The organism is Tahibacter caeni (genome assembly GCF_024609805.1).
Taxonomy (GTDB): Bacteria; Pseudomonadota; Gammaproteobacteria; order Xanthomonadales; family Rhodanobacteraceae; genus Tahibacter; species Tahibacter caeni.
The window spans coordinates 1-23915 of sequence record NZ_JANFVR010000046.1 but is presented as its reverse complement, the minus strand read 5'-3'; the positions used below and the strand labels follow the sequence as shown (position 1 = coordinate 23915).

General features: G+C 69.3%; 23 protein-coding genes. 17 read left to right on the top strand and 6 right to left on the bottom strand.

Going from position 1 to position 23915, the window contains the following annotated elements:
• From NON22_RS06565 to prmB, 4 genes are all read right to left on the bottom strand, one after another.
• On the bottom strand, positions 1–1421 hold a 1421-nt coding region (locus NON22_RS06565), incomplete at its 3' end, for a type IV pilus assembly protein FimV (protein WP_306673675.1).
• A gap of 252 nt (positions 1422–1673) precedes the next feature.
• Positions 1674–2711: an aspartate-semialdehyde dehydrogenase gene (locus NON22_RS06560; RefSeq protein ID WP_257386132.1), complete on the bottom strand. Its 1038-nt coding sequence runs from the start codon at positions 2709–2711 to the stop codon at positions 1674–1676.
• 61 nt (positions 2712–2772) lie between these two features.
• On the bottom strand, positions 2773–3870 hold the full coding sequence (aroC, locus tag NON22_RS06555) for a chorismate synthase (protein ID WP_257386131.1): 1098 nt from the start codon (positions 3868–3870) through the stop codon (positions 2773–2775).
• Between the two features lie 45 nt (positions 3871–3915).
• A complete protein-coding gene (prmB, locus tag NON22_RS06550) occupies positions 3916–4836 on the bottom strand; it encodes a 50S ribosomal protein L3 N(5)-glutamine methyltransferase (protein ID WP_257386130.1) in 921 nt (306 codons plus the stop codon).
• A gap of 73 nt (positions 4837–4909) precedes the next feature.
• Here prmB and NON22_RS06545 point away from each other — a divergent pair, with 73 nt between their 5' ends.
• The 3 genes from NON22_RS06545 (at position 4910) to NON22_RS06535 (ending at position 6967) form a co-directional block, all read left to right on the top strand.
• Entirely contained in the window at positions 4910–5551 is a 642-nt protein-coding gene (locus NON22_RS06545) for an SCO family protein (RefSeq protein ID WP_257386129.1), read from the top strand.
• On the top strand, positions 5548–6390 hold the full coding sequence (gene asd, locus NON22_RS06540; RefSeq protein WP_257386128.1) for an archaetidylserine decarboxylase: 843 nt from the start codon (positions 5548–5550) through the stop codon (positions 6388–6390). Before NON22_RS06545 ends, asd begins: the two co-directional genes overlap by 4 nt.
• A gap of 139 nt (positions 6391–6529) precedes the next feature.
• Entirely contained in the window at positions 6530–6967 is a 438-nt protein-coding gene (locus tag NON22_RS06535) for a hypothetical protein (protein ID WP_257386127.1), read from the top strand.
• Between the two features lie 123 nt (positions 6968–7090).
• Here the strand turns inward: NON22_RS06535 and NON22_RS06530 are convergent, their stop codons facing one another.
• Positions 7091–8578 carry a transglycosylase SLT domain-containing protein gene (locus tag NON22_RS06530; RefSeq protein WP_257386126.1) on the bottom strand — a complete coding sequence of 496 codons (1488 nt, stop codon included), beginning with the start codon at positions 8576–8578 and terminating at the stop codon, positions 7091–7093.
• A 166-nt stretch (positions 8579–8744) separates the two neighbouring features.
• Here NON22_RS06530 and NON22_RS06525 point away from each other — a divergent pair, with 166 nt between their 5' ends.
• The 3 genes from NON22_RS06525 to NON22_RS06515 all read left to right on the top strand — a co-directional run bounded on the left by NON22_RS06525 (position 8745) and on the right by NON22_RS06515 (position 13046).
• Entirely contained in the window at positions 8745–10247 is a 1503-nt protein-coding gene (locus NON22_RS06525; RefSeq protein ID WP_257386125.1) for a helicase HerA-like domain-containing protein, read from the top strand.
• 148 nt (positions 10248–10395) lie between these two features.
• Entirely contained in the window at positions 10396–11667 is a 1272-nt protein-coding gene (locus NON22_RS06520) for a tetratricopeptide repeat protein (RefSeq protein ID WP_257386124.1), read from the top strand.
• Between the two features lie 338 nt (positions 11668–12005).
• On the top strand, positions 12006–13046 hold the full coding sequence (locus NON22_RS06515) for a DNA topoisomerase IB (RefSeq protein WP_257386123.1): 1041 nt from the start codon (positions 12006–12008) through the stop codon (positions 13044–13046).
• Between the two features lie 15 nt (positions 13047–13061).
• Here the strand turns inward: NON22_RS06515 and NON22_RS06510 are convergent, their stop codons facing one another.
• Positions 13062–13400 carry a HesB/IscA family protein gene (locus NON22_RS06510; RefSeq protein WP_257386122.1) on the bottom strand — a complete coding sequence of 113 codons (339 nt, stop codon included), beginning with the start codon at positions 13398–13400 and terminating at the stop codon, positions 13062–13064.
• 179 nt (positions 13401–13579) lie between these two features.
• Here NON22_RS06510 and asnS point away from each other — a divergent pair, with 179 nt between their 5' ends.
• The 11 genes from asnS to NON22_RS06455 all read left to right on the top strand — a co-directional run.
• Positions 13580–14980: an asparagine--tRNA ligase gene (asnS, locus tag NON22_RS06505; RefSeq protein ID WP_257386121.1), complete on the top strand. Its 1401-nt coding sequence runs from the start codon at positions 13580–13582 to the stop codon at positions 14978–14980.
• A 126-nt stretch (positions 14981–15106) separates the two neighbouring features.
• A complete protein-coding gene (locus tag NON22_RS06500) occupies positions 15107–15412 on the top strand; it encodes a hypothetical protein (RefSeq protein WP_257386120.1) in 306 nt (101 codons plus the stop codon).
• Entirely contained in the window at positions 15409–15753 is a 345-nt protein-coding gene (locus NON22_RS06495) for a hypothetical protein (RefSeq protein ID WP_257386119.1), read from the top strand. Before NON22_RS06500 ends, NON22_RS06495 begins: the two co-directional genes overlap by 4 nt.
• Positions 15754–15769: 16 nt before the next feature.
• Positions 15770–16558, top strand: coding sequence for an SDR family oxidoreductase (locus tag NON22_RS06490; RefSeq protein WP_257386118.1), 789 nt, complete (start codon positions 15770–15772; stop codon positions 16556–16558).
• Positions 16559–16825: 267 nt separating this feature from the next.
• On the top strand, positions 16826–17407 hold the full coding sequence (locus tag NON22_RS06485; RefSeq protein ID WP_257386117.1) for a hypothetical protein: 582 nt from the start codon (positions 16826–16828) through the stop codon (positions 17405–17407).
• 36 nt (positions 17408–17443) lie between these two features.
• Entirely contained in the window at positions 17444–18898 is a 1455-nt protein-coding gene (locus NON22_RS06480; RefSeq protein WP_257386116.1) for an aldehyde dehydrogenase, read from the top strand.
• Positions 18899–18983: 85 nt separating this feature from the next.
• Positions 18984–19640 (top strand): carbonate dehydratase, encoded by a 657-nt coding sequence (can, locus tag NON22_RS06475; RefSeq protein WP_257386115.1) that lies wholly within the window; start codon positions 18984–18986, stop codon positions 19638–19640.
• Between the two features lie 136 nt (positions 19641–19776).
• Complete coding sequence (locus NON22_RS06470) at positions 19777–21117, top strand: hypothetical protein (RefSeq protein WP_257386114.1); 1341 nt, start codon at positions 19777–19779, stop codon at positions 21115–21117.
• Positions 21114–21536, top strand: a complete 423-nt coding sequence (locus NON22_RS06465; RefSeq protein WP_257386113.1) for a RidA family protein — start codon at positions 21114–21116, stop codon at positions 21534–21536. Before NON22_RS06470 ends, NON22_RS06465 begins: the two co-directional genes overlap by 4 nt.
• Before the next feature lie 88 nt (positions 21537–21624).
• Complete coding sequence (hemN, locus tag NON22_RS06460) at positions 21625–23022, top strand: oxygen-independent coproporphyrinogen III oxidase (RefSeq protein ID WP_257386112.1); 1398 nt, start codon at positions 21625–21627, stop codon at positions 23020–23022.
• A gap of 164 nt (positions 23023–23186) precedes the next feature.
• On the top strand, positions 23187–23915 hold a 729-nt coding region (locus NON22_RS06455; protein ID WP_257386111.1), incomplete at its 3' end, for a helix-turn-helix domain-containing protein.

Genomic DNA, 23915 nt, shown 5'->3' with positions numbered 1-23915 from the left:
GACGGCGGCGTCGCGGCCGGCGGCGTGCTGCTGCCGGCCGGCGTCGCTGCGGTGGACGAGCTCGAGGCGGCCGGCGGCGTGCCAGCTGCCGTGCCCCAGATTTCTTCCTTCGTGATCGCACCGCCCTTGTCGCCGGGCTTGGACGCGGTCGTGGCAGGCGTCGCAGCCGGCGTGGACGCCGGCGCCGTTGCCGAGGTGGCGGGCGTCGTGCCCGGCTTGGTCGCGCTCTTGTCCTGCAGTTCCTTGAGCTTCTGCTGCAGGGCGGCGAGCTCGGAGTCCTTCAGGGTCAGCAGCTTGTCGTTCTTGGTCTTGAGGTCTTCGAGTTCGCGCACGCGCGACTTCAGCTCGCTCGCTTCCTGGTTGCTGCTGGCCAGGGCTTCCTTGGTCCGCGCGAGTTCGGCGCGCACGGACGCGTCGCCGGTGCCGCCCGCGCCCGGGCGCTCGGCGCCGGCCGTGGAATCCTTGCCGCTCTTCGGCGGAACGAGTTCGAGGCGGTCGCCCGGCTTGGACGCCGCGGCGGTCTTCGGCGCCGAAGCGGTCGACGCCGGCTTGCTGCCGCTGTCGGCGACCAGCGTCGGCGCCGCGCCGCCGCCGCGCGCGGCTTCGTTCTGGCTGCGCACTTCGGCCGCGGCCGCCGCGGCCGTGCCGGCGGCGCGGATCTCGTCGGCGCTCGGCACGCGCAGGATCGCGCCGCGCTTCAGCGAATTGATGTTGTCCTTGTAGAACGCGCTCGGGTTGCTGCGTAGCAGCGCGACCATGACCTGATTCAGCGACACGCTGTCGTCCGGGCGCGTGGCCGCGGCGACTTCCCAGAGCGTCTCGCCGGCGGCGACCGGACCGTACTCGCCGGCCGCGGCGCTGCGCTCGGGGGCCGGAGACGGCGGCGCGGCCGCCGCGGTGGTCTCGCTGCGCGCGGGCTTGCCCGTGGACTTGGCCGGCTTGCCCGCCGGCAGCTGGCTCGAGGCGGCCGGTGCGGCGGTGTCGCGGACCGCCGCCGTGCTGGCCTTGGAGCCCTTGATCGCCGGCGCCATGGTCGGCGGATCGAGCAGCACGGTGTATTCGCGCAGCAGCTTGCCCTTGGCCCAGTTCACCTCGATCAGGAAGTCGAGGAACGGATCGCGCACCGGCTCCTTGGTCGTGACCTTGATGACGGCGTTGCCCTTGGCGCCGGTGGCCAGCGCGAATTCCAGCGGCACGATGATGCGCGAGCGGGACAGGCCGACGCGTTCGAAATCGGTCGCCGCCGCGAGCGCGACGCTGACGCCGGCCGTTTCGTCGGGGGTGCCGGTCACCGGGATCTCGGCCACCAGGGGTTCGTTCAGGCCCGACTTGACCTGGATCATTCCCAGGCCCAGCGCCAGCGCATTGGTACTGCCCAGTGCGAGCGCAACGGCCAGCGTTAGTTTCAGCGATCCATTCATGAGGTCAGCCCCCTGGGTGGCAGTGGCCTAAGGCCCGGTCTTAGCTCTGTCGTACAGCCCCGCGAACCACCGGCAGATGCGCAAGGCAGCGGCCGATCCCCTTCGCAGCATGATTCCAACGCTTTTTCACGCCCGATCAAGCACTTGCAAAAGCTTCAGGCGGGCCTTGCTTCCCTGCACAGCAATGTCCGGCGGGCTGGCGGCCCGCCGGACAATCTCGAAAATGCCTTATAACACAATCGTAACTATAGATCACAGATACGATTTCACCAATAGCTCAGCAACCTGGACCGCATTCAAGGCGGCGCCCTTGCGGATGTTGTCGGAAACGACCCAGAGATTGAGTCCGCGCGGATGCGAGATGTCCTCGCGGATGCGGCCGACATAGACCGCATCCTGTCCGGCCGCATGGGAAACCGGCGTCGGATAGCCGCCGGGCACCCGTTCGTCGACGACGATGACGCCGGGCGCGCTTTCTAGCAGCTCGCGGGCGCGCTCGGCTGTGATCTTGTCGCGGGTTTCGACATGCACGGCCTCGGAGTGACCGTAGAACACCGGTACGCGGACGGCGGTCGGGTTCACCTCGATGGCGGGATCGCCGAGGATCTTGCGCGTCTCCCAGACCAGCTTCATCTCTTCCTTGGTGTAGCCGTTGGCCTGGAAGTCGTCGATCTGCGGGATCAGGTTGAACGCGATCTGCGCCTGGAACTTCTGCGGCTTGGCTTCCTGGAAGTTCAGGATCGCCGCGGTCTGGCGGCCGAGCTCCTCGAGCCCCGAGCGGCCGGCGCCCGACACCGACTGGTAGGTCGCCACGTTGATGCGCGTGATGCCGACGGCGCGGTGGATCGGCGCGAGCGCGACAAGCATCTGCATGGTCGAGCAGTTCGGGTTGGCGATGATGCCGCGCGTCTCGTAGCCGGCTATCGCCTCGGGATTGACCTCGGACACGACCAGCGGGATGTCGTCCTGGTAGCGGAATTCCGAGGTGTTGTCGATGACCACGGCGCCGGCCGCCGCGGCGCGCGGCGCATGCACGCGGCTGACGCTGCCGCCGGCGGAGAAGAACGCGATGTCGACGCCGTCGAAGTCGTAGGTCGCCAGGTCGCGCACGGTGACCTTCTGATTGCCGAAGTCGACCTGGCCGCCGGCCGAGCGTTCGCTCGCGAGCGCGACGAATTCGCCGACCGGGAATTTGCGCTCTTTCAGAATGCCGATCAGGGTCTCGCCGACGGCACCGGTCGCGCCGACCATGGCCACCTTGAACTTGCGTTCCGCAGAGCTTGCAGACATTTCTATTTCTCCAGCTTGATACTTCAGGATGACGGGCCGCCGGCCGCGCCCGCGCAAAAGCTCAGGATTTGGCCGGAATTCGCGGCGTCACGGGACCGACGTCGCCGCACTGGGCGCGCTGGCGCAGGGCCTGGTCCATGAGCACGAGCGCGACCATGGCCTCGGCGATCGGCGTCGCGCGGATGCCGACGCAGGGGTCGTGGCGGCCCTTGGTCACGACCTCGACCGGTTCGCCGCGGACGTTCACGCTGCGACCGGGAATCAGGATGCTCGACGTCGGCTTCAGCACGATCGAGGCGAGCAGGTCCTGGCCCGTGGAAATGCCGCCGAGGATGCCGCCCGCGTGGTTGGACAGGAATCCCTGCGGCGTCATCTCGTCGCGGTGCTCGCTGCCGCGCTGGGTCACCGCGGCGAAGCCGTCGCCGATCTCCACGCCCTTGACCGCGTTGATGCTCATGAGCGCCGCGGCGAGCTCGCCGTCGAGCTTGCCGTAGATCGGCTCGCCCCACCCCGGCGGCACGTTGTCGGCGAGCACGTTGACGCGTGCGCCGATCGAGTCGCCCGACTTGCGCAGGCGGTCCATGAATTGCTCGAGCTCGGCGATCATGGCCGCGTCGGGCCAGAAGAACGGATTGGCCTCGACCGCGTCCCAGTCGAACGCGGCGGGCGTCAGCGGCCCGAGCGCGGCGAGCCAGCCGCGCACGCGCACGCCGTACTGGCGCGCGAGCCAGCGCTTGGCGATGACGCCGGCGGCCACGCGCATCGTCGTCTCGCGCGCCGACGAACGCCCGCCGCCGCGCGGATCGCGCAGGCCGTATTTCTGCCAGTAGGTGTAGTCCGCATGGCCCGGCCGGAAGCGTTCGGCGATCCCGGCGTAGTCCTTGGAGCGCTGGTCGGTGTTGCGGATCAGCAGCGCGATCGGCGTGCCGGTCGTGACGCCTTCGTAGACGCCGGACAGGATCTCGACCTCGTCGGCCTCCCGGCGCTGCGAGGTGTGCCGGCTGCGGCCGGTCGCGCGGCGCTGCAGATCATCGTGGAAATCCTCGGGCGCGATCGGCAGCCCCGGCGGACAGCCGTCCACGACGCAGCCGATGGCCGGACCGTGGCTTTCGCCGAAGGTCGTGACCGTCAGCAGTTTTCCGAACGAATTGCTCGACACCGTTTGCGCCTCTCGATGACCGCCGCGGGCCAACGCCCGCCGGATTCAACTGCGCGCGGCCAACGCCGCGTGGATCGCTCCGGCGTGCGCGACGAGATCGCGCCGCTCGAGCACGAACACGCCCATCTGGCCGACGTTGAACTCGACCCAGGTGAACGGCACCTGCGGCAGCAGCGCCGCGAGCGCGTGCTCGCTCTCGCCGACCTCGACCACGAGCAGGCCGTCTTCCGACAGATGCGCCGGCGCTTCGGCCAGGATGCGCAGCGCGAAATCCAGGCCGTCGTGACCGGCCTTCAAGCCTAGCGCCGGCTCATGGCCGTATTCGGGCGGAAGTTCGGCAAATTCCTGTTCGGTGACGTAGGGCGGATTCGACACGATGAGGTCGTAGACCTCGCCCTCGACCGCCGCGAACAGATCGGACTCGATCACGCGCACGCGGTCCTCGACGTTCTGGAACGCGACGTTCGCGCGCGCGAGATTCAGCGCGGCCGGGCTGACGTCGACGAGATCGACCTGCCAGTCCGGATGATGCGACGCCATCGCGATGCCGATGCAGCCCGAGCCCGTGCACAGATCCAGTGCGCGCTCGACGCGGACCTCGTCCAGCCACGGCGAGAAGCGGCTCCGGATCATCTCGGCGATCGGCGAGCGCGGCACCAGCACGTTCTCGTCGACCTTGAACAGCAGACCGGCGAACCAGGCCTCGCCGGTCAGATACGCGACCGGCCTGCGTTCGGCGATGCGCCGCTCGATCAGCGCGAGGATCTTCTGCTTCTCGTCCGCGACCAGCTTGGCCTGGCCGTAGTTCGGCGACAGGTCGTGCGGCATGTGCAGCGCCCAGAGCACCAGATGCGTCGCTTCGTCCAGCGCGTTGTCGTAGCTGTGGCCGAAGGTCAGGCCGGCGCCGGCGAAGCGGCTCGCGCCGTAGCGGATGAAGTCGACGATCGTGGAAAGTTCGGCGGTCATGACGGGGACAGCGGCAAAGGGTCGCAGAGTATAGGGGCGCCGGCCGGGCCGCGTCCGCGTCTATACTCCCGCAATGAATACACGTCATAACCTGGGCCGGGCGCTGCCGACGGCCCTGATCCTCGTCGCTGCGTTCGCGGCCGGACTCGGCCTCTGGCTGCTGACCCAGCCGTTCGGCGCGGCCGGTCCCGACATGAAGGCGCTGACGCGTTATCCCGCGCCGCGCGCCGTCGCCGAATTCCAGCTCGTGCGCAGCGACGGCAAGCCGCTGACCCGCGCCGATCTGCAAGGCCACTGGAGCCTGTTCTTCTTCGGCTTCACGAACTGTCCCGACATCTGCCCGAACACCCTGAGCGTGCTCAAGCAGGTGCGCGCCCAACTGGCCCGGGCCGGCGCCGCCGACAAGGTGGCCATCCATTTCGTCTCGGTGGATCCGCAGCGCGACCAGCCCGAGGTGCTCGGCCGCTATGCGGCCTTTTACGATCCGGGCTTCGTCGCCGCGACCGGCAGCGACGAGGAGCTCACCCGCCTGACCCGCTCGCTAGGCGCGCTCTACGTGCGCGAGCCGGCCAAGGACGGGCAATACAGCGTCGATCACAGCGCCTCGATCGCCGTGATCGACCCGCAGGCCAGACTCGTCGGCCTGTTCCGCCCGCCCCTGGACGCCGCCGCGATCGGTGCCGATCTGCTGACCCTGGCCAACCCGCGCCGATGAAACCGTCGATCCTGCTGCAATACGCACTGCCGCACCAGTTGCTGTCGCGCCTGGTCTACTGGGCGACGCGCTGGACCTGGAAGCCCTGGAAGAATTTCCTGATCGAACAGATCGTGCGCCGCTACGCGGTCGATCTGTCCGAAGCACAGACGCCCGATCCGGCCGCATTCGAGCATTTCAATGCGTTCTTCACGCGTCTGCTCAAACCCGGCGCACGCAGCGCCGACCCGGCGCCCGGCGCCCTGCTCTGCCCGGCCGACGGCCGTGTGAGCCAGGCCGGTCCGATCCGCGCCGGCCGCATCGTCCAGGCCAAGGGCCAGGACTACACCGTCGCCGAGCTGCTGGCCTCCGACGAGGACGCGGCCGCCTACGCCGACGGCAGTTTCATCACGGTGTATCTGTCGCCGCGCGACTACCACCGCGCGCACATGCCGCTGACCGGCCGGCTGCGCGGCACGGTCCACGTGCCGGGCCGCCTGTTCAGCGTGGCGCCGGCGCCCGTGGCGGCGATCCCGCGGCTGTTCGCGCGCAACGAGCGCCTGGTCTGCCACTTCGACGGCGAGCACGGCCCGTTCGTCGTCGTCATGGTCGGCGCCATGCTCGTGTCCAGCGTGTCGACGGTCTGGTCGGGCCTGGAAATCCCGCCCTATGCGAGCCGCGTGACGCGGCGCGACTGGAGCGACCAGGCGGTGACCCTGGAGCGCTTCGCCGAGATGGCGCGCTTCAACATGGGCTCGACGGTCATCGTGCTGCTGCCGCCCCAGGTCGGCACGATCGACGCGGAGCTGCGCCCGGAACAGGCGGTCAAGGTCGGCCAGCGCATCGGCAGCCTGGCCTGAGGTCGACGTCGAACAACGTAAACGAGTGTCAGCGAGTGGGTGACGAGGATTGTCAGTTTGTGACCGGGTAGGCTAACCTCCGCCGCTCGTCGGATTACCATCGCCGGCGATCCGTCGAACCAGCCACAGGGGAATTCGCATGCAGCCGTTGATCTGGCGCCTCGTCGCAACCAAGCGCGCTTATCAACTGCAGCGCGAGTACAAGGAAATCGAGAAGCTGATGCAGGGGCTCAACAACGCGTCGCGCCTGCAGCTCGCCACCTTGACCCAGCGCGAATTCCAGGCCGCGGCCAAGAGCGAATTTCCGCACCTCTACGGCACCCCGCCCGAGCAGCGCTACAGCGCCTGGGGCAGCGGCACCGACATCGGCATGTCGCGGGCCCGCTCCGACAATCTGCCCGTCCGCCTGCGCGGCATTGCGCTTTGGCTGACCGTGGCCTATCACGAAACCCGCGGCACGACCTTCCCGGCGCTGGACAACGTGCACCGCTCGCTGCTGCGGGCCCTGCGCTTTCTGCGCGAATCCGCGCCCACGGCCAGTGCCGGCTGGTTCACCGCCGAAGAAGCAGCGGCCTGAGCCATAACGAATTCATTTCGGGCTAGTAGCGGGACAACGCGCGCCAGGGATGGCGCGCTTTTTTTTTGCGCCGGGAAGGCTGGCGACGACAGACCGGCGGCACGCGGCCGCCGGCCCCGGAATTCAGCGCGCGCAGACCGGAATCTGCAGGGTCTGTCCCGGTTTGATCGCGTAGCTCGGCGCGCGCAGGCGGTTCAGGCTCGCGATCTCGCGCACCTCTGCACAGCGATGCTTGCGCGCGATCGCCGCGAGCGTGTCGCCCTTGCGCACCGTGTAGCGGCTGCGGCCCGTTCCGGCAGCGTTGCCGCTGCGCGCCGACGCGCTCGCGACGGCGACCTGCGGCATCGTCGCCGCGTGCAGCTCCGCCGCGAGCGCGAGCCACGGCCCTTCGGCGCAGACGCGCGGAAACGCCGCTTCGAGCACGTTCGGCACGGTCAGACGCGTGCCCGGCGGCAGGCCGATCTGATGATCGTAGGCCGGGTTCAGATTGCGCAGCGCGCGGAACCAGCCTTCGCGGCTGCCGCCTTCCTGGCCGAAACAGACCGACAGCTCGGCCAGCGACATCGTGCGCGGCAGCACGATCTCGCCGAGGCGCGTGTCGATGCGCGGGAACTCGAGGTTGTAGCGCTCCGGGTGCATGAACAGCCAGGCCGCCGCGAGCACCATCGGCACGTATTCACGCGTCTCCGGCGACAGCGCGCCGTAGACCGACGCATCCCAGAACCGCGCGCGGCCGCCGCCGGCGAGCCGGCCCATGCGGCCTTCGCCGCCGTTGTAGGCCGCGAGCACGAGCTCCAGGTCGTTGTTGAACACGCGCAGCTGCTCGTTCAGATAGGCCGCGTTCGCGCGTGCCGACAGCGCCGGGTCGAAGCGCTGGTCGAAGCCGTTGCTCGTGCTCAGGCCGAAACGCAGGCCGGTCGAATACATGAACTGCAGCGGCCCGCTCGCGCCCGAACGCGACACCGCATGCACCTTGCCGCCGGATTCCTTCGCGATGAAACCGAACAGCAGCGCCTCGGGCAGGCCGGCCTTCTGGTATTCCGGCCACATCAGCTGGCGCAGATACTGATAATTGACGTAGGCCTGGATCAGGTTCGGCCGGTACTGGGTCAGCCATTCCTCGATCGACGCCTTCACCGGCTCGTTGACTGCGATGACTTCGGCCAGCGGCCGGCCCTTGAGCAAGGTGATCGTACGCGCCGTCTCGGGCAGATCCGACACGAGCGGCGAGCTCTCGGCCTCGGTCTGCACGTCGTCGCCGTCCGGCTTCTCTCCGTCGGTCGTCGCCGCGGTCGCCGGCGCATCGCGCCGCAGCAGGCCGTCGAACGCGGACAGGAAACGTTCTTCCTCGCAGCCGCTGAGCTGGTGGCAGCGCAGCGCCGCGGCGCGCAGATCGTCCAGCGCCGCATTGCCTTCGCGCGCGGCGCGCTCGCGCGCGCCCTGGGCGGCGAGCTCGGCGCTGCCTTCGTAGCGTTCCACCGCCGCGGCCAGGCGCGCATACAGCTGGCCGATCTCGGCTTCTTCGGCGGCCGCCTGCGCGGCGGCCGCGACGGTCTTGCCGTCGCGCGCCGGCGTACCGGCGCAAGCCGCCAACAGGAAAGACGCGGCCACCGCCGAAACAAGACGAATACGCAAGACAGCACTCCCACGACGGAACGCGCGCACGTTACACAGCGCAGCCGCGCGAGACAACCGCAAACGCATTGCCTGCGCGCCGGCGTCCCTCGCTACAATCGGCCTTCACATTCCTTGCACTGACTAGAGACCGGGAGCGCACGTGAGCGACATCCTGCTGGGCAAAAGCGACATCGACGTCCTTCTGCACGCGAAATACGCCAACCGCCACGGCCTGATCGCCGGCGCGACCGGCACCGGCAAATCGGTCACCCTGATGCGGCTGGCCGAAGGTTTCTCGCAGATCGGCGTGCCGGTGTTCCTGGCCGACGTGAAGGGCGATCTCGCGGGACTCTGCGAGGCCGGCGGCGGCAACGCCAAGATCGACGCGCGCGTCGCCGAGCTCAAGGTCGACTGGAAGGCCCAGGCCAATCCGGTCGTGTTCTGGGATATCTTCGGCCAGCTCGGCCATCCGGTGCGCAGCACGATCTCGGAGATGGGCCCGAACCTGCTCGGCCGGCTGCTCGAGCTCAACGACACCCAGGAAGGTGTGCTCGAGGTCGTGTTCAAGCTCGCCGACGACGAAGGCCTGCTGCTGCTCGACATCAAGGACCTGCGCGCGCTGCTGACCTTCGCCGCCGAGAACGCCAAGAGCGTCTCGCAGCGCTACGGCCTGATCTCGCCGACCTCGATCGCCGCGATACAGCGCGCGCTGCTCGGCCTGGAACAGGCCGGCGGCGACCAGTTCTTCGGCGAGCCTGCGCTCGATCTCGCCGATTTCCTGCGCCAGGACATGAGCGGCCGCGGCGTCGTCAACATCCTCGCCGCCGACAAGCTCATCCTGAAACCGAAGCTCTATTCGACGTTCCTGCTCTGGATGCTGTCGGAGCTGTTCGAGCGCCTGCCCGAAGTCGGCGACCTGGACCAGCCCAAGCTCGTGTTCTTCTTCGACGAGGCGCACCTGCTGTTCGACGACGCGCCGGCCGCGCTCGTGCAGCGCGTCGAGCAGGTCGTGCGCCTGATCCGCTCCAAGGGCGTCGGCGTGTATTTCTGCTCGCAGAATCCCGACGACGTGCCGGAGAACGTGCTCGGCCAGATGGGCAACCGCGTACAGCACGCGTTGCGCGCGTTCACGCCGCGCGACCAGAAGGCGGTCAAGGCCGCAGCCGAGACGTTCCCGCCGAATCCCAAGATCAAGAAGGTCGCCGAGGTCATCACGCAGCTCGGCGTTGGCGAGGCGCTCGCGACGACCCTGCAGGACGGCGGCGTGCCGTTGCCGGTGGAGCGCGTGCTGATCGTGCCGCCGGGCTGCCGCATCGGCGCGATCACCGACGCCGAACGCGCGACCCTGCGCTCGCGTTCCCCGGTCGGCGGAAAGTACGACGCGGCCGTGGACCGCGAATCGGCCTACGAGAAGCTGGCCGCGCGCGCGAACGAGAACGCGGCCGCCGAGGAGGCCGATGCGCCGGCGAAGAAGAAGGCCGGCAAGAGCGCCGACGACGGCAACGGCTGGGGCGACATGATCAAGGGCGCACTGTTCGGCACTGGCCGGCGCCAGGGCGTCATCGAGGCCACGGCGAAATCGGCCATGCGCTCGGTCGGCAACCAGCTCGGCCGCCAGATCCTGCGCGGCGTGCTCGGCTCCATCATGGGCGGCAAGCGTTGACGCGCGCACGATCCGGGCGGCTATCGCCGCGCGGCTTCTCCGCCGTGCGGCACGTCGCCACAATCCCGCCGGAAGTCCCCGGTAGACTCGCGCCGCCAACCGGCGAAACCCGCTGACCCGGTCAGCCTCACTTCACGACATCGCCTCCATGACCGACCAAACCATCGTGCCCTTCTGGCAGCGGCTGAACGACATCACGCGTTATCCGGCCAAGCCGGCCGCCCTGATCACGATCGGCGTGCTCGCGCTCGCGCGCCTGCTCGGCATGCTCCCGGGTCTGGTGGGCTGGATTCTCGACCTGCTCGTCAGCGTCGCGCTGTACCGCTTCGCGTTCGAGGTGCTGCGCGCGACCGCGAACGGCCGCATGGAGCCGCCCGAAGGCATGGGCGAGACCGATCAGTCCTCGGGCTGGCTCGCGATCTGGCTGCAGGTGATCTTCATCATCGCCGCCGTGGTGCTCGTCATCGCGCTCGGCTGGATCGGCGTCGCGCTCTGCGTCCTCATGCTGGTCGGCTATCCCGGCGCGGTGATGTCGCTCGCAATCGACCAGAACCTCGGCCATGCGCTGAATCCGGCAACCTGGATGCAGATCATGACGCGGCTCGGCTGGCCGTACTTCGTCGCCGTCGGCCTGATCCTCCTGATCTTCATCACCGCCGGCAACGCGCAGGCCTGGCTCGTGCAGCTGCTGCCGCTGGTCATCGGCCTGCCGCTGTTCCATTTCATCTCCGGCTACGCGCTGATCGTGACGTTCCACCTCATGGGCTATCTGATCTGGCAGTACCAGGACGAGCTCGGCTATACGCCGGACACGCCGGGCCTGCCGCTGATCAACCGCAGCGCCGACCCGGATCAGGTCGTGCTCGACGACATCGCGCAGATGGTCCGCGACGGCGAGACCGACATGGCCACCGACGCGATACGTGCGCACCTGCGCGAACGCGGCGGCACCGAGGCGCTGCACACGCAGTACCGCAAGCTGCTGCGCCTGAAGGGCGACAAGGACGAGCTCGTCCGCCACGGCAAGGAATGGCTGCCGATGCTGCTGGCGCAGGATCGCGAGAAGGCCGCCGTCGAGCTCTGCCGCGAACTGGTCGAGCTCGATCCGACCTTCGTCGTCAACGACGCGGAATCCAACACGCGCCTGGCCAAGCGCGCCGCCGCGCTGGGCCAGACCCAGCTCGCGCTGCGCCTGGTCAACGGCTTCCACAAGCGCCATCCCAAGAGCGCCGACATTCCGGAAATGTACCTGCTCGCCGCGCGCCTGCTCAGCGAGCGCATGGGCAAGGACGCCGAGGCCAAGGCGCTGCTGACGCAGATCCGCACAGCCTATCCGAACCATGCGCTGCTGCCGCAGATCGACGCGCTGCTCGCGCTGATCGAATCGGTCAGCGGCGCGAAGAAGCCGGCGGCGACCTGAGGCATCGAGGCTCCTGCCGACCACGCACGCGCCGTGGCCGGCCATCGTCCGGCCAGACAAACCGGACGTCGTGACGCGCGCCTCGTCGAGACCGGCCGCTCGCACCGCGGCCGGCGCGCGAGGCGGCGTCACGGCGTCGACGTGCAGCCGCAACCCGTCGCGCGGTGCGGCGCTATTGCCCGGGCGATCGGCGTGCCGGCGCAGGCGCCTCGGAGGACGCTCGGATCCGGCAGGATCCGGCGCCGAGCCCGGCGTCGGTGCAATGCCCGAGCAGAGGCTCGACGGTCCGATGACGCCGTCCGCGCGGAATTCACGCCGCGCACGGCACGCTTCGGCGCATGGGCAAGGATACGCGGCTCCGGTACGTCAACGATTCCAAAGCGGGTATTCGTCGACGGGGACGCACGCGCTTCCACTACGTGTCGGAAAGCGGACGACGCATCCGCGATGCACGCACCCTGGAACGCATCCGTGCGCTTGCGATTCCCCCCGCCTGGTCGGACGTCTGGATCTGCAAGGACTGCAATGGCCACGTGCAGGCGACCGGACGCGACGCACGAGGGCGCAAGCAGTACCGCTATCACCCGGACTGGATTCGACGCAGCGACAGCGAAAAGCACGAACGCCTGATCGCGTTCGGCGCGGCCTTGCCCAGACTTCGTCGGGCATTGCGGCGATCGCTGGCCGAGCCCGGGCTGCCGAAGGACAAGGTCGTTGCCATGGTCGTCGCGGTCATGGGCGCGACGCTCATCCGCGTCGGCAACGCCGAATACGCGGCCAGCAACCGCTCCTACGGCCTGACGACGCTCCGCGACCGGCATGTCGAGGCAATGCGCCGCGGCGGCCTGCGCTTTCGCTTCAGGGGCAAGTCCGGGAAATCCCACGACGTCCTGCTGACGGACTCCCGGCTCGTCCGCCTGGTCAGGCGCTGCCAGCAGCTCCCGGGCCAGATCCTGTTCCAGTACGTCGATGCGGATGGCCGTCGCCACCCCGTCAATTCGTCCGACATCAACGCCTGGCTGAAAAACGTCATGGGCCAGGACTTCTCGACCAGGGACTTCCGCACTTGGGGCGCCACGGCGATGGCCTTCCGCGCGCTGGCGTGCACGGCGCTTCCGACGCGAAAGGACGGGCGCCCGGCGCCGGAAAACCGTCTCGCGGCCGTCGAGAACACGATCGTCGAACAGGTGGCCGAGGCTCTCGGCAACACGAAGTCCGTCTGCCGGAAGGCGTACATCGATCCCCTGCTCTTCACCGGATGGCGGGCGGGGCAACTGACGCGTCATGCGCGGGGCGCGAGCGGCGCGCGCCAGTGGGAAGCCGCGACCCTGCGATTCCTGCGCGCCCAGCGGCTCGCGAAACCGCCGCTGCGCCGCTGACGAACCCTGGTCCTTCTACCCGATGGAATCGCTCACCGTGAAGCTTTCCCCGCAGCCGCATTCGCCGGTCATGTTCGGATTGCTGAACACGAACTGGGCGTTGAGGCCGCTCTTCCGGAAATCGATGGCCGTGCCGTCGACGAACGGCAGGCTCCTCGCGTCGACCACGAGGCGGACGCCGGCATCCTCGACCCAATGGTCGTCGGCGGCGATCGCATCGGCCAGGTCGACGGTATAGCTGTAGCCGGAGCAGCCGGTGCGCTTGACGCCGAAGCGCACGGCCTTGGCGTTCGTGTCGCGGGCCAGGAAGTCGAGCATGCGCTGGCGCGCGGCGGGAGTCAGGGAAATGGACATGGGCGGATTCTAGTGACCGGGACCGGGACTACCAACAGGGGGCCCTCGCCGGGCCTGCCGGGTTCCGGCATGGGGTCGCAGCCGGCCGAATCCAAGGCCGCCGCCGCGATGCAGTTCCGTTATCATCGCGGGCTTTCCCGGCGCCTGCGGCGCCTCCAGCTCTGGCGGAGTAACGATCCATGGCGGTAGTCAGCATCAAGGCCGCGCTAGCCGGCACGTATCCGGTCGGCAGCGAAATCACGGTGCGCGGCTGGGTGCGCACCCGGCGCGATTCCAAGGCCGGCCTGTCGTTCGTCAATCTCAGCGACGGCTCCTGCTTCGACACGATCCAGATCGTCGCCCCGAACACGCTGCCGAACTACGACGCGGAAGTGCTGCGCCTGACCGCCGGCTGCGGCGTCATCGCGACCGGCACCGTCGTCGCGTCCCAGGGCAAGGGCCAGGCCTACGAGATCCAGGCCACGGCGATCGACGTCACCGGTTTCGTCGACGATCCGGAAACCTATCCGATCCAGCCCAAGCCGCATTCGATGGAGTTCCTGCGCGAAGTCGCCCATCTGCGCCCGCGCACCAACATCTTCGGCGCGATCACGCGCGTGCGGCACTGCCTGGCCCAGGCCGTGCACCGCTTCTTCCACGAGAACGGCTATTACTGGATCAACACGCCGATCATCACGACCAGCGACGCCGAGGGCGCCGGCCAGATGTTCCGCGTGTCGACCCTGGACCTGGCCAACCTGCCGCGCACCGCGAGCGGCGCGGTCGACCATTCCAAGGACTTCTTCGGCAAGGACGCGTTCCTGACCGTCTCGGGCCAGCTCAACGTCGAGGCCTACTGCCTCGCGCTCAGCAAGGTCTACACCTTCGGCCCGACCTTCCGCGCCGAGAACTCGCAGACTTCGCGCCACCTGGCCGAGTTCTGGATGATCGAGCCGGAAATCGCGTTCGCCGACCTGGCTGCCGACGCGGACCTGGCCGAAGCGCTGCTGAAGTACGTGTTCAAGGCCGTGCTCGAGGAACGCGGCGACGACATGGCCTTCTTCGCCGAGCGCGTCGAGAAGACCGCGATCTCGCGCCTGGAGCATTTCATCGCGGCGCCGTTCGAGCGCATCGACTACAGCGACGCCGTGGAGATCCTGCAGAACTCGGGCAAGCCGTTCGAATTCCCGGTCGAATGGGGCATGGACCTGCAGACCGAGCACGAACGTTTCCTCGTCGAGCAGCACGTGGGCCGGCCGGCCGTGGTCATGAACTACCCGGAACAGATCAAGGCGTTCTACATGCGCCTCAACGACGACGGCAGGACCGTTGCAGCCATGGACATCCTCGCGCCGGGCATCGGCGAGATCGTCGGCGGCTCGCAGCGCGAGGAACGCCTGGACCTGCTCGACGCGCGCATGGCCAAGATGCACATCGATCCGGCCCACTACCAGTGGTATCGCGACCTGCGCCGCTACGGCACCGTGCCGCACGCGGGCTTCGGCCTCGGCTTCGAGCGCCTCGTGGTCTATACCTGCGGTTTGGCCAACATCCGCGACGCGATCCCGTATCCGCGCGTGCCGGGCCACGCGGAATTCTGAGAACGAACGGAGCGGACCGCCGGGCGTGACTGCCGTGCCCGACGGCCTGCTTCCGCAACCCGCCGGCCGCCTGTTGCAGTCGACCGGCCGCGCCCCCGGAACGTGTCATTCGAGAGGCTGGCTGACGTGCTGTTTCTACTGCTCCTTGCGCTCGGCGTCGCGATCTTCGGCCTGACCGCCTACGTCATGAGCTGGCCGCTCGTCGCGACGCAGCTGCGGGACCGCCATCCGCAGGACCGCCCGCTGCTCGGCGCGACGCCGTTCTCGCCGCGCGGCTTCGGCTGGTTCCTGCGCTGGACCTGGCGCCGCTCGCCCGACCAGGCCCTGCGTTTCCTCGCCATGCCCGGCAGCGTGGCGGCCTGGTCCATCGCCGTCGGCGGCAGCTGCGCTATCGTGCTGTTGCTGCTGCGGATCAGCGGAGTGCTGCTGTGAACGACGAAAACCCGATTGCCGACGACGCCGCCGGATCGCGCGCCCATTCGTACTGGTGGTGCGCCGGCTTCGGCGACACCCTGATCTGGTCGCGCCTGGACGTGCTCGACAGCGGCATCGCCGAAGTGTTCGGCGCGACCGGCGAATACCTGCGCTACGACGACGAGACCGCCGCGCGCATGGCGCTGCTCGACGCGGATTTCCGCGAGTTCGACGGCCTCGACGAGGAAGACGCCGCGTTGATGGGCTTCGACCTCGACACCATGGACGTGCCGCGCGGCGACAGCGACGAGGAACTGCTGCCGCGCATGGTGCACAAGATCGCCCGCGGTCTCGGCTGAAACGACGGAGGTTCGCATGCAGCTCGATCTGAACGGCCGCAACGCCCTGGTCTGCGGCGGCTCGCAGGGCATAGGCCGCGCCGCGGCGCAGGAACTGGCCCTGCTCGGCGCGAACGTCACGGTGCTCGCGCGCAGCGCCGAAGCCCTGTCCGCCGTCGTCGACGCGCTGCCGCGCGTGCATGCGGCGCAGAGCCACGGCTTCGTCGCAGCCGACACGGCGGATGCCGGCACATTGCGCCGCAAAGTGGAAAGTGCCGCCAATGCGGCGCCGTTCCAGATCCTCGTCAACAACACGGGCGGACCGCCCGGCGGACCGGCGCATACGGCCGAGGCGGCGGCCTTCGTCGCCGCGTTCGGCCATCACCTGCTGGCCGGCCATACGCTGCTGCAGGCCGTGCTTCCGGGCATGCGCGAGGCGGGCTACGGCCGCGTCGTCAACGTGATCTCGACATCGGTCAAGGAGCCGATCCGCAACCTCGGCGTGTCCAACACGATCCGCGGCGCGGTCGCGAGCTGGGCCAAGACCCTGGCCGCCGAGCTCGGCCCCTACGGCATCACGGTCAACAACGTGCTGCCGGGCTATACGCGCACGCAGCGCCTCGAGCAGATCCTGGCCGAGCGTACGAAAGCCACCGGCAAGCCGCGCGAGGACATCGAGCAGGCCATGCTCGCGAGCGTGCCGGCCGGCCGCTTCGCGGAGGCGGCCGAGGTCGCCGCGGCGATCGCCTTCCTGTGCTCGCCGGCCGCCGCCTACGTCAACGGCATCAACCTGCCGGTCGACGGCGGACGTACGCAGTCGCTCTGAGCCGGGCGCGAAAGAAGTCGCGAGCGGACCGGCGAGCGAACGGCCGTAACCTAGCGCCGGCGCCCTCGCCCATCCCTGCGGCTCGCCCGTTCGCGCGGGACGGCCACAGTTCAGCGCCGCAATGGGAAAACCGCAGCGGACAGTCCATGCCGGCAACGCCGATGCGTGGCCGCGGCAACATCGCCGGCAACCACCGTCCGCGTCGCACCGCACACTGTCACGACGCGCCGCCGTTGCGGCGCGCAGGCCGTGCCGAGGTGCCGCCGCATGCAACCGTTCCACGTCCGCGTCGCCGTGCTCGCCGCCATTGTCACGGCGCAGACCGTGCTGATCGGACTCGACGGCGCGCGCACGCTGCAGGCCCTGTACCGCGCCGGCTGGCTACTGAGCCTGGCCGAAGGCTACGCGGGCTGGCTGCGCCAGGGTGTCGCGGCCGTGCTGATCTGGCTCGTCGGCGTACTGCCGCTGCTGCTCGCGCTGGCGCTCGGCGCGGCCGCGGCCTGGGCCTCGCGCGCCTGGTCGGCGACGCCGGCGCACGTCGCCGGTCTCGGCCGGCCGCTGGGCCTGCTGTTGCTGGTCCAGGCCGTCGTGCTGACCGTCTGGCTCCCGCTGCTGCCGACATCGACGCCGCGCGACGCCTGGCAGAACGACGGTCTGCTGATCTACAGCCTGCTGCTCGTCGCGACCGCCCTGCTCTGGCTGTTCTGCAATGCGCTGCTGCTCTGGCGCGCGGCCGGCGGACGCGCGCCAGAGCGCGACGCGCAGGAACTGCGCCGCCTGCGTGAGATCGGCCTGCGCCGCGCGCGCGAGCTCGATTCGGCCGCATCGCGCCCGCCGCCGCCGTCCTGATCGCGACGGCACAGGCCGCCGCGCTACCATCGCGCAATGACCCTGCAGACTCTGAGCAACCTGATCGACGGCCGCCTCGTCGCGCCCGTCGACGGCCTTTATCTCGACGTCGTCGAGCCCGCCACCGGCCTGACCTTTGCGCGCTGTCCCGATTCGGGCCCCGCCGACGTGGCGCTGGCCGCGGCGGCCGCGCAGCGCGCGTTCCCGGCCTGGTCGCACTTGCCCGCCACCGAGCGCGCCGGCCATCTGAACCGGCTGGCCGACCTGATCGAACGGCGGCTGGAGGATTTCGCCGCGGCCGAGTCGCGCGACAGCGGCAAGCCGCTCGCGCTCGCGCGCAGCGTCGACATCCCGCGCGCGGTCAGCAACCTGCGCTTCTTCGCCGCGGCGATCACGCAGTGGTCCAGCGAAGCGCATGCGATGGAGGAGCGCGCGCTGAACTACACCTTGCGCCAGCCGCTCGGCACGGTCGCCTGCATCAGTCCGTGGAACCTGCCGCTGTACCTGTTCACCTGGAAGATCGCGCCGGCCCTGGCCACCGGCAACTGCGTGCTGGCCAAGCCCTCGGAAGTCACGCCGCTGACCGCGCACATGCTCGCCGAAGCGAGCATCGAGGCCGGCTTCCCGGCCGGCGTGCTGAATGTCCTGCAGGGCAGCGGCGCGCGCACGGGCCAGTCCCTCGTCGACGAAGACGCAGTCAAGGCGGTGTCGTTCACGGGCTCCACGCGCGTCGGCGCGCAGATCGCGCAGAGCGCCGCGCGCCGGTTCGTGAAAACCTCGCTGGAGCTCGGCGGCAAGAATGCGACCCTGGTGTTCGCCGACTGGGAAGGCAGCGACGCGCAGCTCGACACGATCGTGCGTTCGGCGTTCTCCAATCAAGGACAGATCTGTCTCTGCGGTTCGCGCATCCTCGTCGAACGCAGCCGCTATGCGGAATTCCGCGACCGCTTCGTCGCGCGTGCCGCGGCGCTGCGCGTCGGCGATCCGCTGCAGGACGGCAGCGATCTCGGCGCGGTGGTCTCGCGGGCGCATTTCGACAAGGTCCTGGGCTGCATCGCGCTCGCGCGCGAGGAAGGCGGCACGCTGCTGACCGGCGGCGGCGCCGTGAAGCTCGACGGCCGCTGCGCCGCCGGCTGGTTCATCGCGCCGACCGTCATCGAAGGCCTCGGCCCCGGCTGCCGCACGAACCAGGAGGAGATCTTCGGTCCCGTGGTCACCCTGCAGCCGTTCGACGACGAGGCCGAGGCGCTGGCCGTCGCCAACGGCACGAACTACGGCCTGGCCGCGACGGTCTGGACGCGCGACCTGCAGCGCGCCCACCGCGTCGCGGCGCGGCTGCACAGCGGCATCGTCTGGATCAACTGCTGGATGCTGCGCGACCTGCGCACGCCGTTCGGCGGCGTCAAGCAGTCCGGCGTCGGGCGTGAAGGCGGCGTGGAGGCGCTGCGCTTCTTCTCCGAGGCGAAGAACGTCTGCATCGCGCTGGGCTAGCGTCCGCCGCGCGGCGGCGCACCGGCACCTGCCAACCGCGCCCGCAGGCCGCTATGCTTGCGGCTTTCGCCCAGGAATCCGGCCCATGTCCGATCTGTCCGATCTGCTCAAACGCAACAAGGCCTGGGCCGAGGCCATGCGCGCGCAGGACCGGGATTTCTTCAAGCGCCTGTCGAACCAGCAGGCGCCCAAGTATCTCTGGATCGGCTGTTCCGACAGCCGCGTACCGGCCAACCAGATCACCGACATGCAGCCCGGCGAGGTCTTCGTTCACCGCAACGTCGCCAACGTCGTCGTGCACACCGATCTCAACTGCCTGTCGGCGATCCAGTTCGCCGTCGACCTGCTCAAGGTCGAGCACATCATGGTCGTCGGCCACTACGGCTGCAGCGGCGTACATGCGAGCCTGACCGGCGTGCGCGTCGGCCTGGCCGACAACTGGCTGCGCCACGTCGGCGACGTCGCGCAGAAACATGCGCCGCTGCTCGATGCGCTGGAGCTCGATACCCTGCGCCACGCGCGCCTCTGCGAGCTCAACGTGATCGAGCAGGTGTTCAACGTCTGCCAGACCACGATCGTCGAAGATGCCTGGTCGCGCGGCCAGGAGTTCAGCGTGCACGGCTGGATCTACAGCCTGTTCGACGGCCGCATCACCGACCTGCGCATGACCGTCGGCGCACGAGACGCGCTCGCCGGCGCCTACCAGTCGGCCCTGGCCGGCCTCGCGGCGCGCGAGAAATGAAACTGCCGGCCGCCGCGCTTGACGCCGCTTGCGCGTTCGCTCCGGCGCGCGCGCAGTTGCGGCAACGCACACGCGCTGCAAAATCGGCGCGTGCGGCGCTGCTCTATGCTGCGCGCGACGCCCGAGGAGCCCGTCCATGCGCCCCATTTCCCTGACTGCCCTGTTCGCCGTGCTGGCCGTCGCCGCCGGCTCCGCCGCCGCGGCCAACTGGAAGGAACAGCAGATCGCCGCCGCGGAAAAATCCGAATCGATACTGCGCCAGGCGGAAAAGGTCCGCGGCCTGCTGCCGCAGTACCAGATCATGCGCGCCGCCTACGTCGCCGACGAGAGCAAGGCGTTCCGCCTGATCTTCGGCCAGTACCTGAGCTGGCATCAGTCCTATCTCGGCCTGCACGACGATGCGATGCAGTCTTTCGCGATCCAGCAGGGCGGCGACAAGCAGGACGCCGCGTCCCCGCTGGACGGCGGCGCCTGGCGCCAGGAGCCGGCCGCCGACGCGATAGCGCGGCTGGCCCGGGACCAGCGCGCCGTGTTCTTCAACGAAGCGCACAACGCCGCGATCACGCGCAGCCTGACCGTGGAGATGCTGCCGCGGCTCAAGGAACTCGGCTTCACCCACTTCGCCGCCGAGACGCTGTACGAGACCGACAAGAACCTCGCCGCACGCGGCTATCCGAACGAGGACAGCGGCTTCTACACGCAGGAGCCGGTCTACGCCGAAATGGTGCGCACGGCGCTGAAGCTCGGCTTCACCGTGGTCGCCTACGAGGCCGCCTCCGACGCGGTCGGCGACGCGCGCGAACGCGAACAGGCGCGCAATCTGTACAACCGCGTGTTCAAGGACGATCCCGACGCGCGCGTCGTCGTCAACGCCGGCTATGCGCACATCGTCGAGTCGGGCAAGTACCTCGGCGGTGCGAGCATGGCGCAGCATTTCCGCAAGATCGCGCACATCGACCCGCTGACGGTCGAGCAGACCATGCTGATCCCGCACGTCGACGGCGCGCAGGACCATCCCTACTACCGCGCGCTGCTGGCCAAGAGCGCGCCGAAGACCGCCGTCGCGTTCGTGAACGGCGACGGCAAGCCCTGGACCCTGCGCGAGGGCCAGTACGACATCAGCGTCGCGCTGCCGCCGTACACGCGCGAGAACGGCCGCCAGAGCTGGCTCGCCCTGGGCGGCGCGCGCCAGGCCTATACCGTCGACGGCGAGATCTGCCGTTCGGTCATGCCCTGCCTGATCGAGGCGCGCTACGCCGGCGAAGGCGACGACGCGATCCCGGCCGATCGCATCGTCATCGGCCTGCACGATTCGTCGCTGACCGGCAACGAACAGAAATTCCGCACCGTCAACCAGCTGCGCACCGATCTCTACCTGCGCCCGGGCCGCTACCGCGTCCGCGTCAGCGGCGCCGACGGCCAGATCGTCAACACCCAGAACATCACGGTCGCCAACACCAAGGAACGCACGCCATGAGCGAAGCCGTCCACGCCAGCCAGGCCCCCGCGCCCGTCGGCGCCTATCCGCACGCCCGCCGCGTCGGCGACCTGCTGTTCCTGTCCGGCGTGGGTCCGCGCATGCCCGGCAGCGACGCGATTCCGGGCAACGTCTACGACGCCGACGGCCGCCTCGTCGCCTACGACATCGAAGCCCAGTGCCGCCAGGTCTTCGCCAACGTGCGCGCGGTGCTCGAAGCCGCCGGCGCCTGCTGGGAAGACCTCGTCGACGTGACCGTCTACCTGACCGACATGACGCGCGATTTCGCGACGTACAACCGCCTCTACGCCGAACACTTCACGACCGCCCAGCCCTGCCGCACGACGCTCGGCATCACGGCGCTGCCGACGCCGATCGCGATCGAGCTCAAGTGCATGGCGGTGCTGGGCGGAGGCTGACCGGCCGCGACCGGCGCCGCCGCCGGTCGCGGCGGCGAATTGATCCGGATCAACGCGGCGGCGGCGCGGCCGGCGCAGAGTAGCCGCCATGAACGCCCAACTCGCGCCGCAGACTGTCTTCGATCCCGAGCTGATCGCCCGCTACGACGTGGCCGGGCCGCGCTACACCTCGTATCCGCCGGCGACGCGCTTCGTGCCGACGTTCGGCGAAGAAGATTTCGTCGCCGCAGCACTGGAAAGCAACAGTCATCCGATTCCGAATCCGCTGTCGCTGTACCTGCACGTGCCGTTCTGCCTGGCGCCGTGCTACTACTGCGGCTGCAACCGCGTCATCAACCGCGATCCGCGCAAGGTCGAGCGCTATCTGGAGCAGCTGCAGAAGGAGATCGCGCTGACCGCGCGGCTGTTCGATCGCGACCGCCGCGTCGTGCAGCTGCATTTCGGCGGCGGCACGCCGAACCTGCTCGATGCGCGCCAGCTCGCGAGCCTGATGGCGACCCTGGACCGGCATTTCCTGCTGCAGCGCACCTGGCCGGCCGAGATCGGCATGGAGCTCGACCCGCGCAGCGTCGATCCGGGCTACGTGCGCCTGCTCGCGGCGCTGGGCTTCAACCGCATTTCCGTCGGCGTCCAGGATTTCGATCCGGCCGTCCAGCAGGCGGTCAACCGCCTGCAGAGCCGCGAGCAGACCGAGAACGTGATCGCCGCGGCACGCGCGCACGGCATGCGCTCGGTCAGCGTGGACCTGATCTACGGACTGCCGCGGCAGACGCTGGAAGGCTTCGGCCGCACGCTCGACGAAGTCGTCGCGATGGCGCCGGACCGCATCGCGATCTACGGCTATGCGCACCTGCCGCAGCGCTTCCGCGCGCAGCGCCTGATCGACGCGAACGAGCTGCCGACGCCGGCCACGCGCCTGGCGCTGCTCGACCTCGCCGTGCAGCGCCTCGACGCGGCCGGCTATCGCTACATCGGCATGGACCATTTCGCGCGGCCCGAGGACGATCTCGCCGTGGCCCAGCGCCAGCAGCGCCTGCAGCGCAATTTCCAGGGCTATTCCACGCATGCGGACTGCGATCTCGTCGGCCTCGGCGTCAGCGCGATCTCGCACGTCGGCACGACGTTCAGCCAGAACGCGGCGGACCTGCGCAGCTATTACGCCGCGCTCGACGAAGGCCGCCTGCCGCTCGTACGCGGACTCGCGCTCAACGACGACGACTTCATCCGCAACGACGCGATCCAGCAGCTGATGTGCCACGGCCGGCTCGACTTCGTCGCGTTCGAACAGCGCCACGGCATCCGCTTCGCGCCGTATTTCGCCGCCGCGCTACGGCGCCTGCAGCAGCTGGAGGCCGACGGGCTCGTCGAACTCGACGAGCGCCGCATCCTCGTCACGCCGCGCGGCCGCTTCCTGCTGCGCATCATCGCGATGTGTTTCGACGCCTATCACGACGGCACGGTGCCGACCGGTTCGCGCGTGATCTGACACGCCGCAGCGGCGACGCCTGCGCAGCAGCCGGCCGCGCCGCAGGGGATGCGCGGCCGCCGCGCGCAGACCTCGCCGACGCGGCGCCCTACCCGACCAAGGTCGTGGCGGCAGAACGTCGCGGCCACGGCTGCGATTCCCGCGCACGACCTAAGCTTGCAGGCATGGAGTCCTCGACCGTCATCGATCTCGAATCCCAACGCCGCGCCTGCACGCAGTGCTGGCTGCGCACCTTGTGCCTGCCGGCCGGCGCGACCACCGACGACATGGAACGCATCGAGCGGCTCGTGAAGAAGCGCCGCACGATCGGCCGCGGCGAATACCTGTACCGCGCCGGCAGCGGTTCGGCGCGGCTCTATGTCGCGCGCGACGGCGCGTTCAAGACCGTCGCCGGCGATGCGGACGGCTCGCAGCAGGTCGTCGGCTTCCACCTGCCCGGCGAACTGGTCGGGCTCGACGCGCTCGGCGACGATCTGCACCGCTGCGACGCGATCGCACTCGATGCCGCGCGCGTCTGCGAGGTGCCGCTGGCCGAGCTCGCCGACGCGACCGCCGCGATCACCGGACTGCAGCGCCAACTGCTGCGCGTCATCGGCTATGCGCTCAACCGCGGCCACGACCATCTGGAAATGATGGGCCGTCGCCAGGCCGACGAACGCATCCTGCTGTTCCTGCTCGACCTGTCGCGGCGCTTCGAGGCCCTGGGCCGCGACGGCGAGGAATTCGTGCTGCCGATGACGCGCGAGGACATCGCGAGCTATCTGGGCCTCGTCATCGAGACGGTCAGCCGCAGTTTCACGCGGCTGCAGGACGACGGCGTCATCGCCGTGCGCGGCCGCCGGCTGCGCCTGCTCGCGCCGCGGCGCGACGCCGAGGAGCGCGAGGTCGCAGAT

Bases quoted from the DNA above. Each gene is read 5' to 3' on its own strand.
- NON22_RS06545 (WP_257386129.1), top strand. From the start codon at position 4,910: ATGAATACACGTCATAACCTGGGCCGGGCGCTGCCGACGGCCCTGATC.
- NON22_RS06510 (WP_257386122.1), bottom strand. From the start codon at position 13,400: ATGTCCATTTCCCTGACTCCCGCCGCGCGCCAGCGCATGCTCGACTTC.
- NON22_RS06480 (WP_257386116.1), top strand. From the start codon at position 17,444: ATGACCCTGCAGACTCTGAGCAACCTGATCGACGGCCGCCTCGTCGCG.
- NON22_RS06520 (WP_257386124.1), top strand. From the start codon at position 10,396: ATGACCGACCAAACCATCGTGCCCTTCTGGCAGCGGCTGAACGACATC.
- hemN (WP_257386112.1), top strand. From the start codon at position 21,625: ATGAACGCCCAACTCGCGCCGCAGACTGTCTTCGATCCCGAGCTGATC.
- NON22_RS06535 (WP_257386127.1), top strand. From the start codon at position 6,530: ATGCAGCCGTTGATCTGGCGCCTCGTCGCAACCAAGCGCGCTTATCAA.
- NON22_RS06465 (WP_257386113.1), top strand. From the start codon at position 21,114: ATGAGCGAAGCCGTCCACGCCAGCCAGGCCCCCGCGCCCGTCGGCGCC.
- asnS (WP_257386121.1), top strand. From the start codon at position 13,580: ATGGCGGTAGTCAGCATCAAGGCCGCGCTAGCCGGCACGTATCCGGTC.
- NON22_RS06470 (WP_257386114.1), top strand. From the start codon at position 19,777: ATGCGCCCCATTTCCCTGACTGCCCTGTTCGCCGTGCTGGCCGTCGCC.
- NON22_RS06560 (WP_257386132.1), bottom strand. From the start codon at position 2,711: ATGTCTGCAAGCTCTGCGGAACGCAAGTTCAAGGTGGCCATGGTCGGC.
- prmB (WP_257386130.1), bottom strand. From the start codon at position 4,836: ATGACCGCCGAACTTTCCACGATCGTCGACTTCATCCGCTACGGCGCG.
- NON22_RS06515 (WP_257386123.1), top strand. From the start codon at position 12,006: ATGGGCAAGGATACGCGGCTCCGGTACGTCAACGATTCCAAAGCGGGT.
- asd (WP_257386128.1), top strand. From the start codon at position 5,548: ATGAAACCGTCGATCCTGCTGCAATACGCACTGCCGCACCAGTTGCTG.
- can (WP_257386115.1), top strand. From the start codon at position 18,984: ATGTCCGATCTGTCCGATCTGCTCAAACGCAACAAGGCCTGGGCCGAG.
- NON22_RS06490 (WP_257386118.1), top strand. From the start codon at position 15,770: ATGCAGCTCGATCTGAACGGCCGCAACGCCCTGGTCTGCGGCGGCTCG.
- NON22_RS06485 (WP_257386117.1), top strand. From the start codon at position 16,826: ATGCAACCGTTCCACGTCCGCGTCGCCGTGCTCGCCGCCATTGTCACG.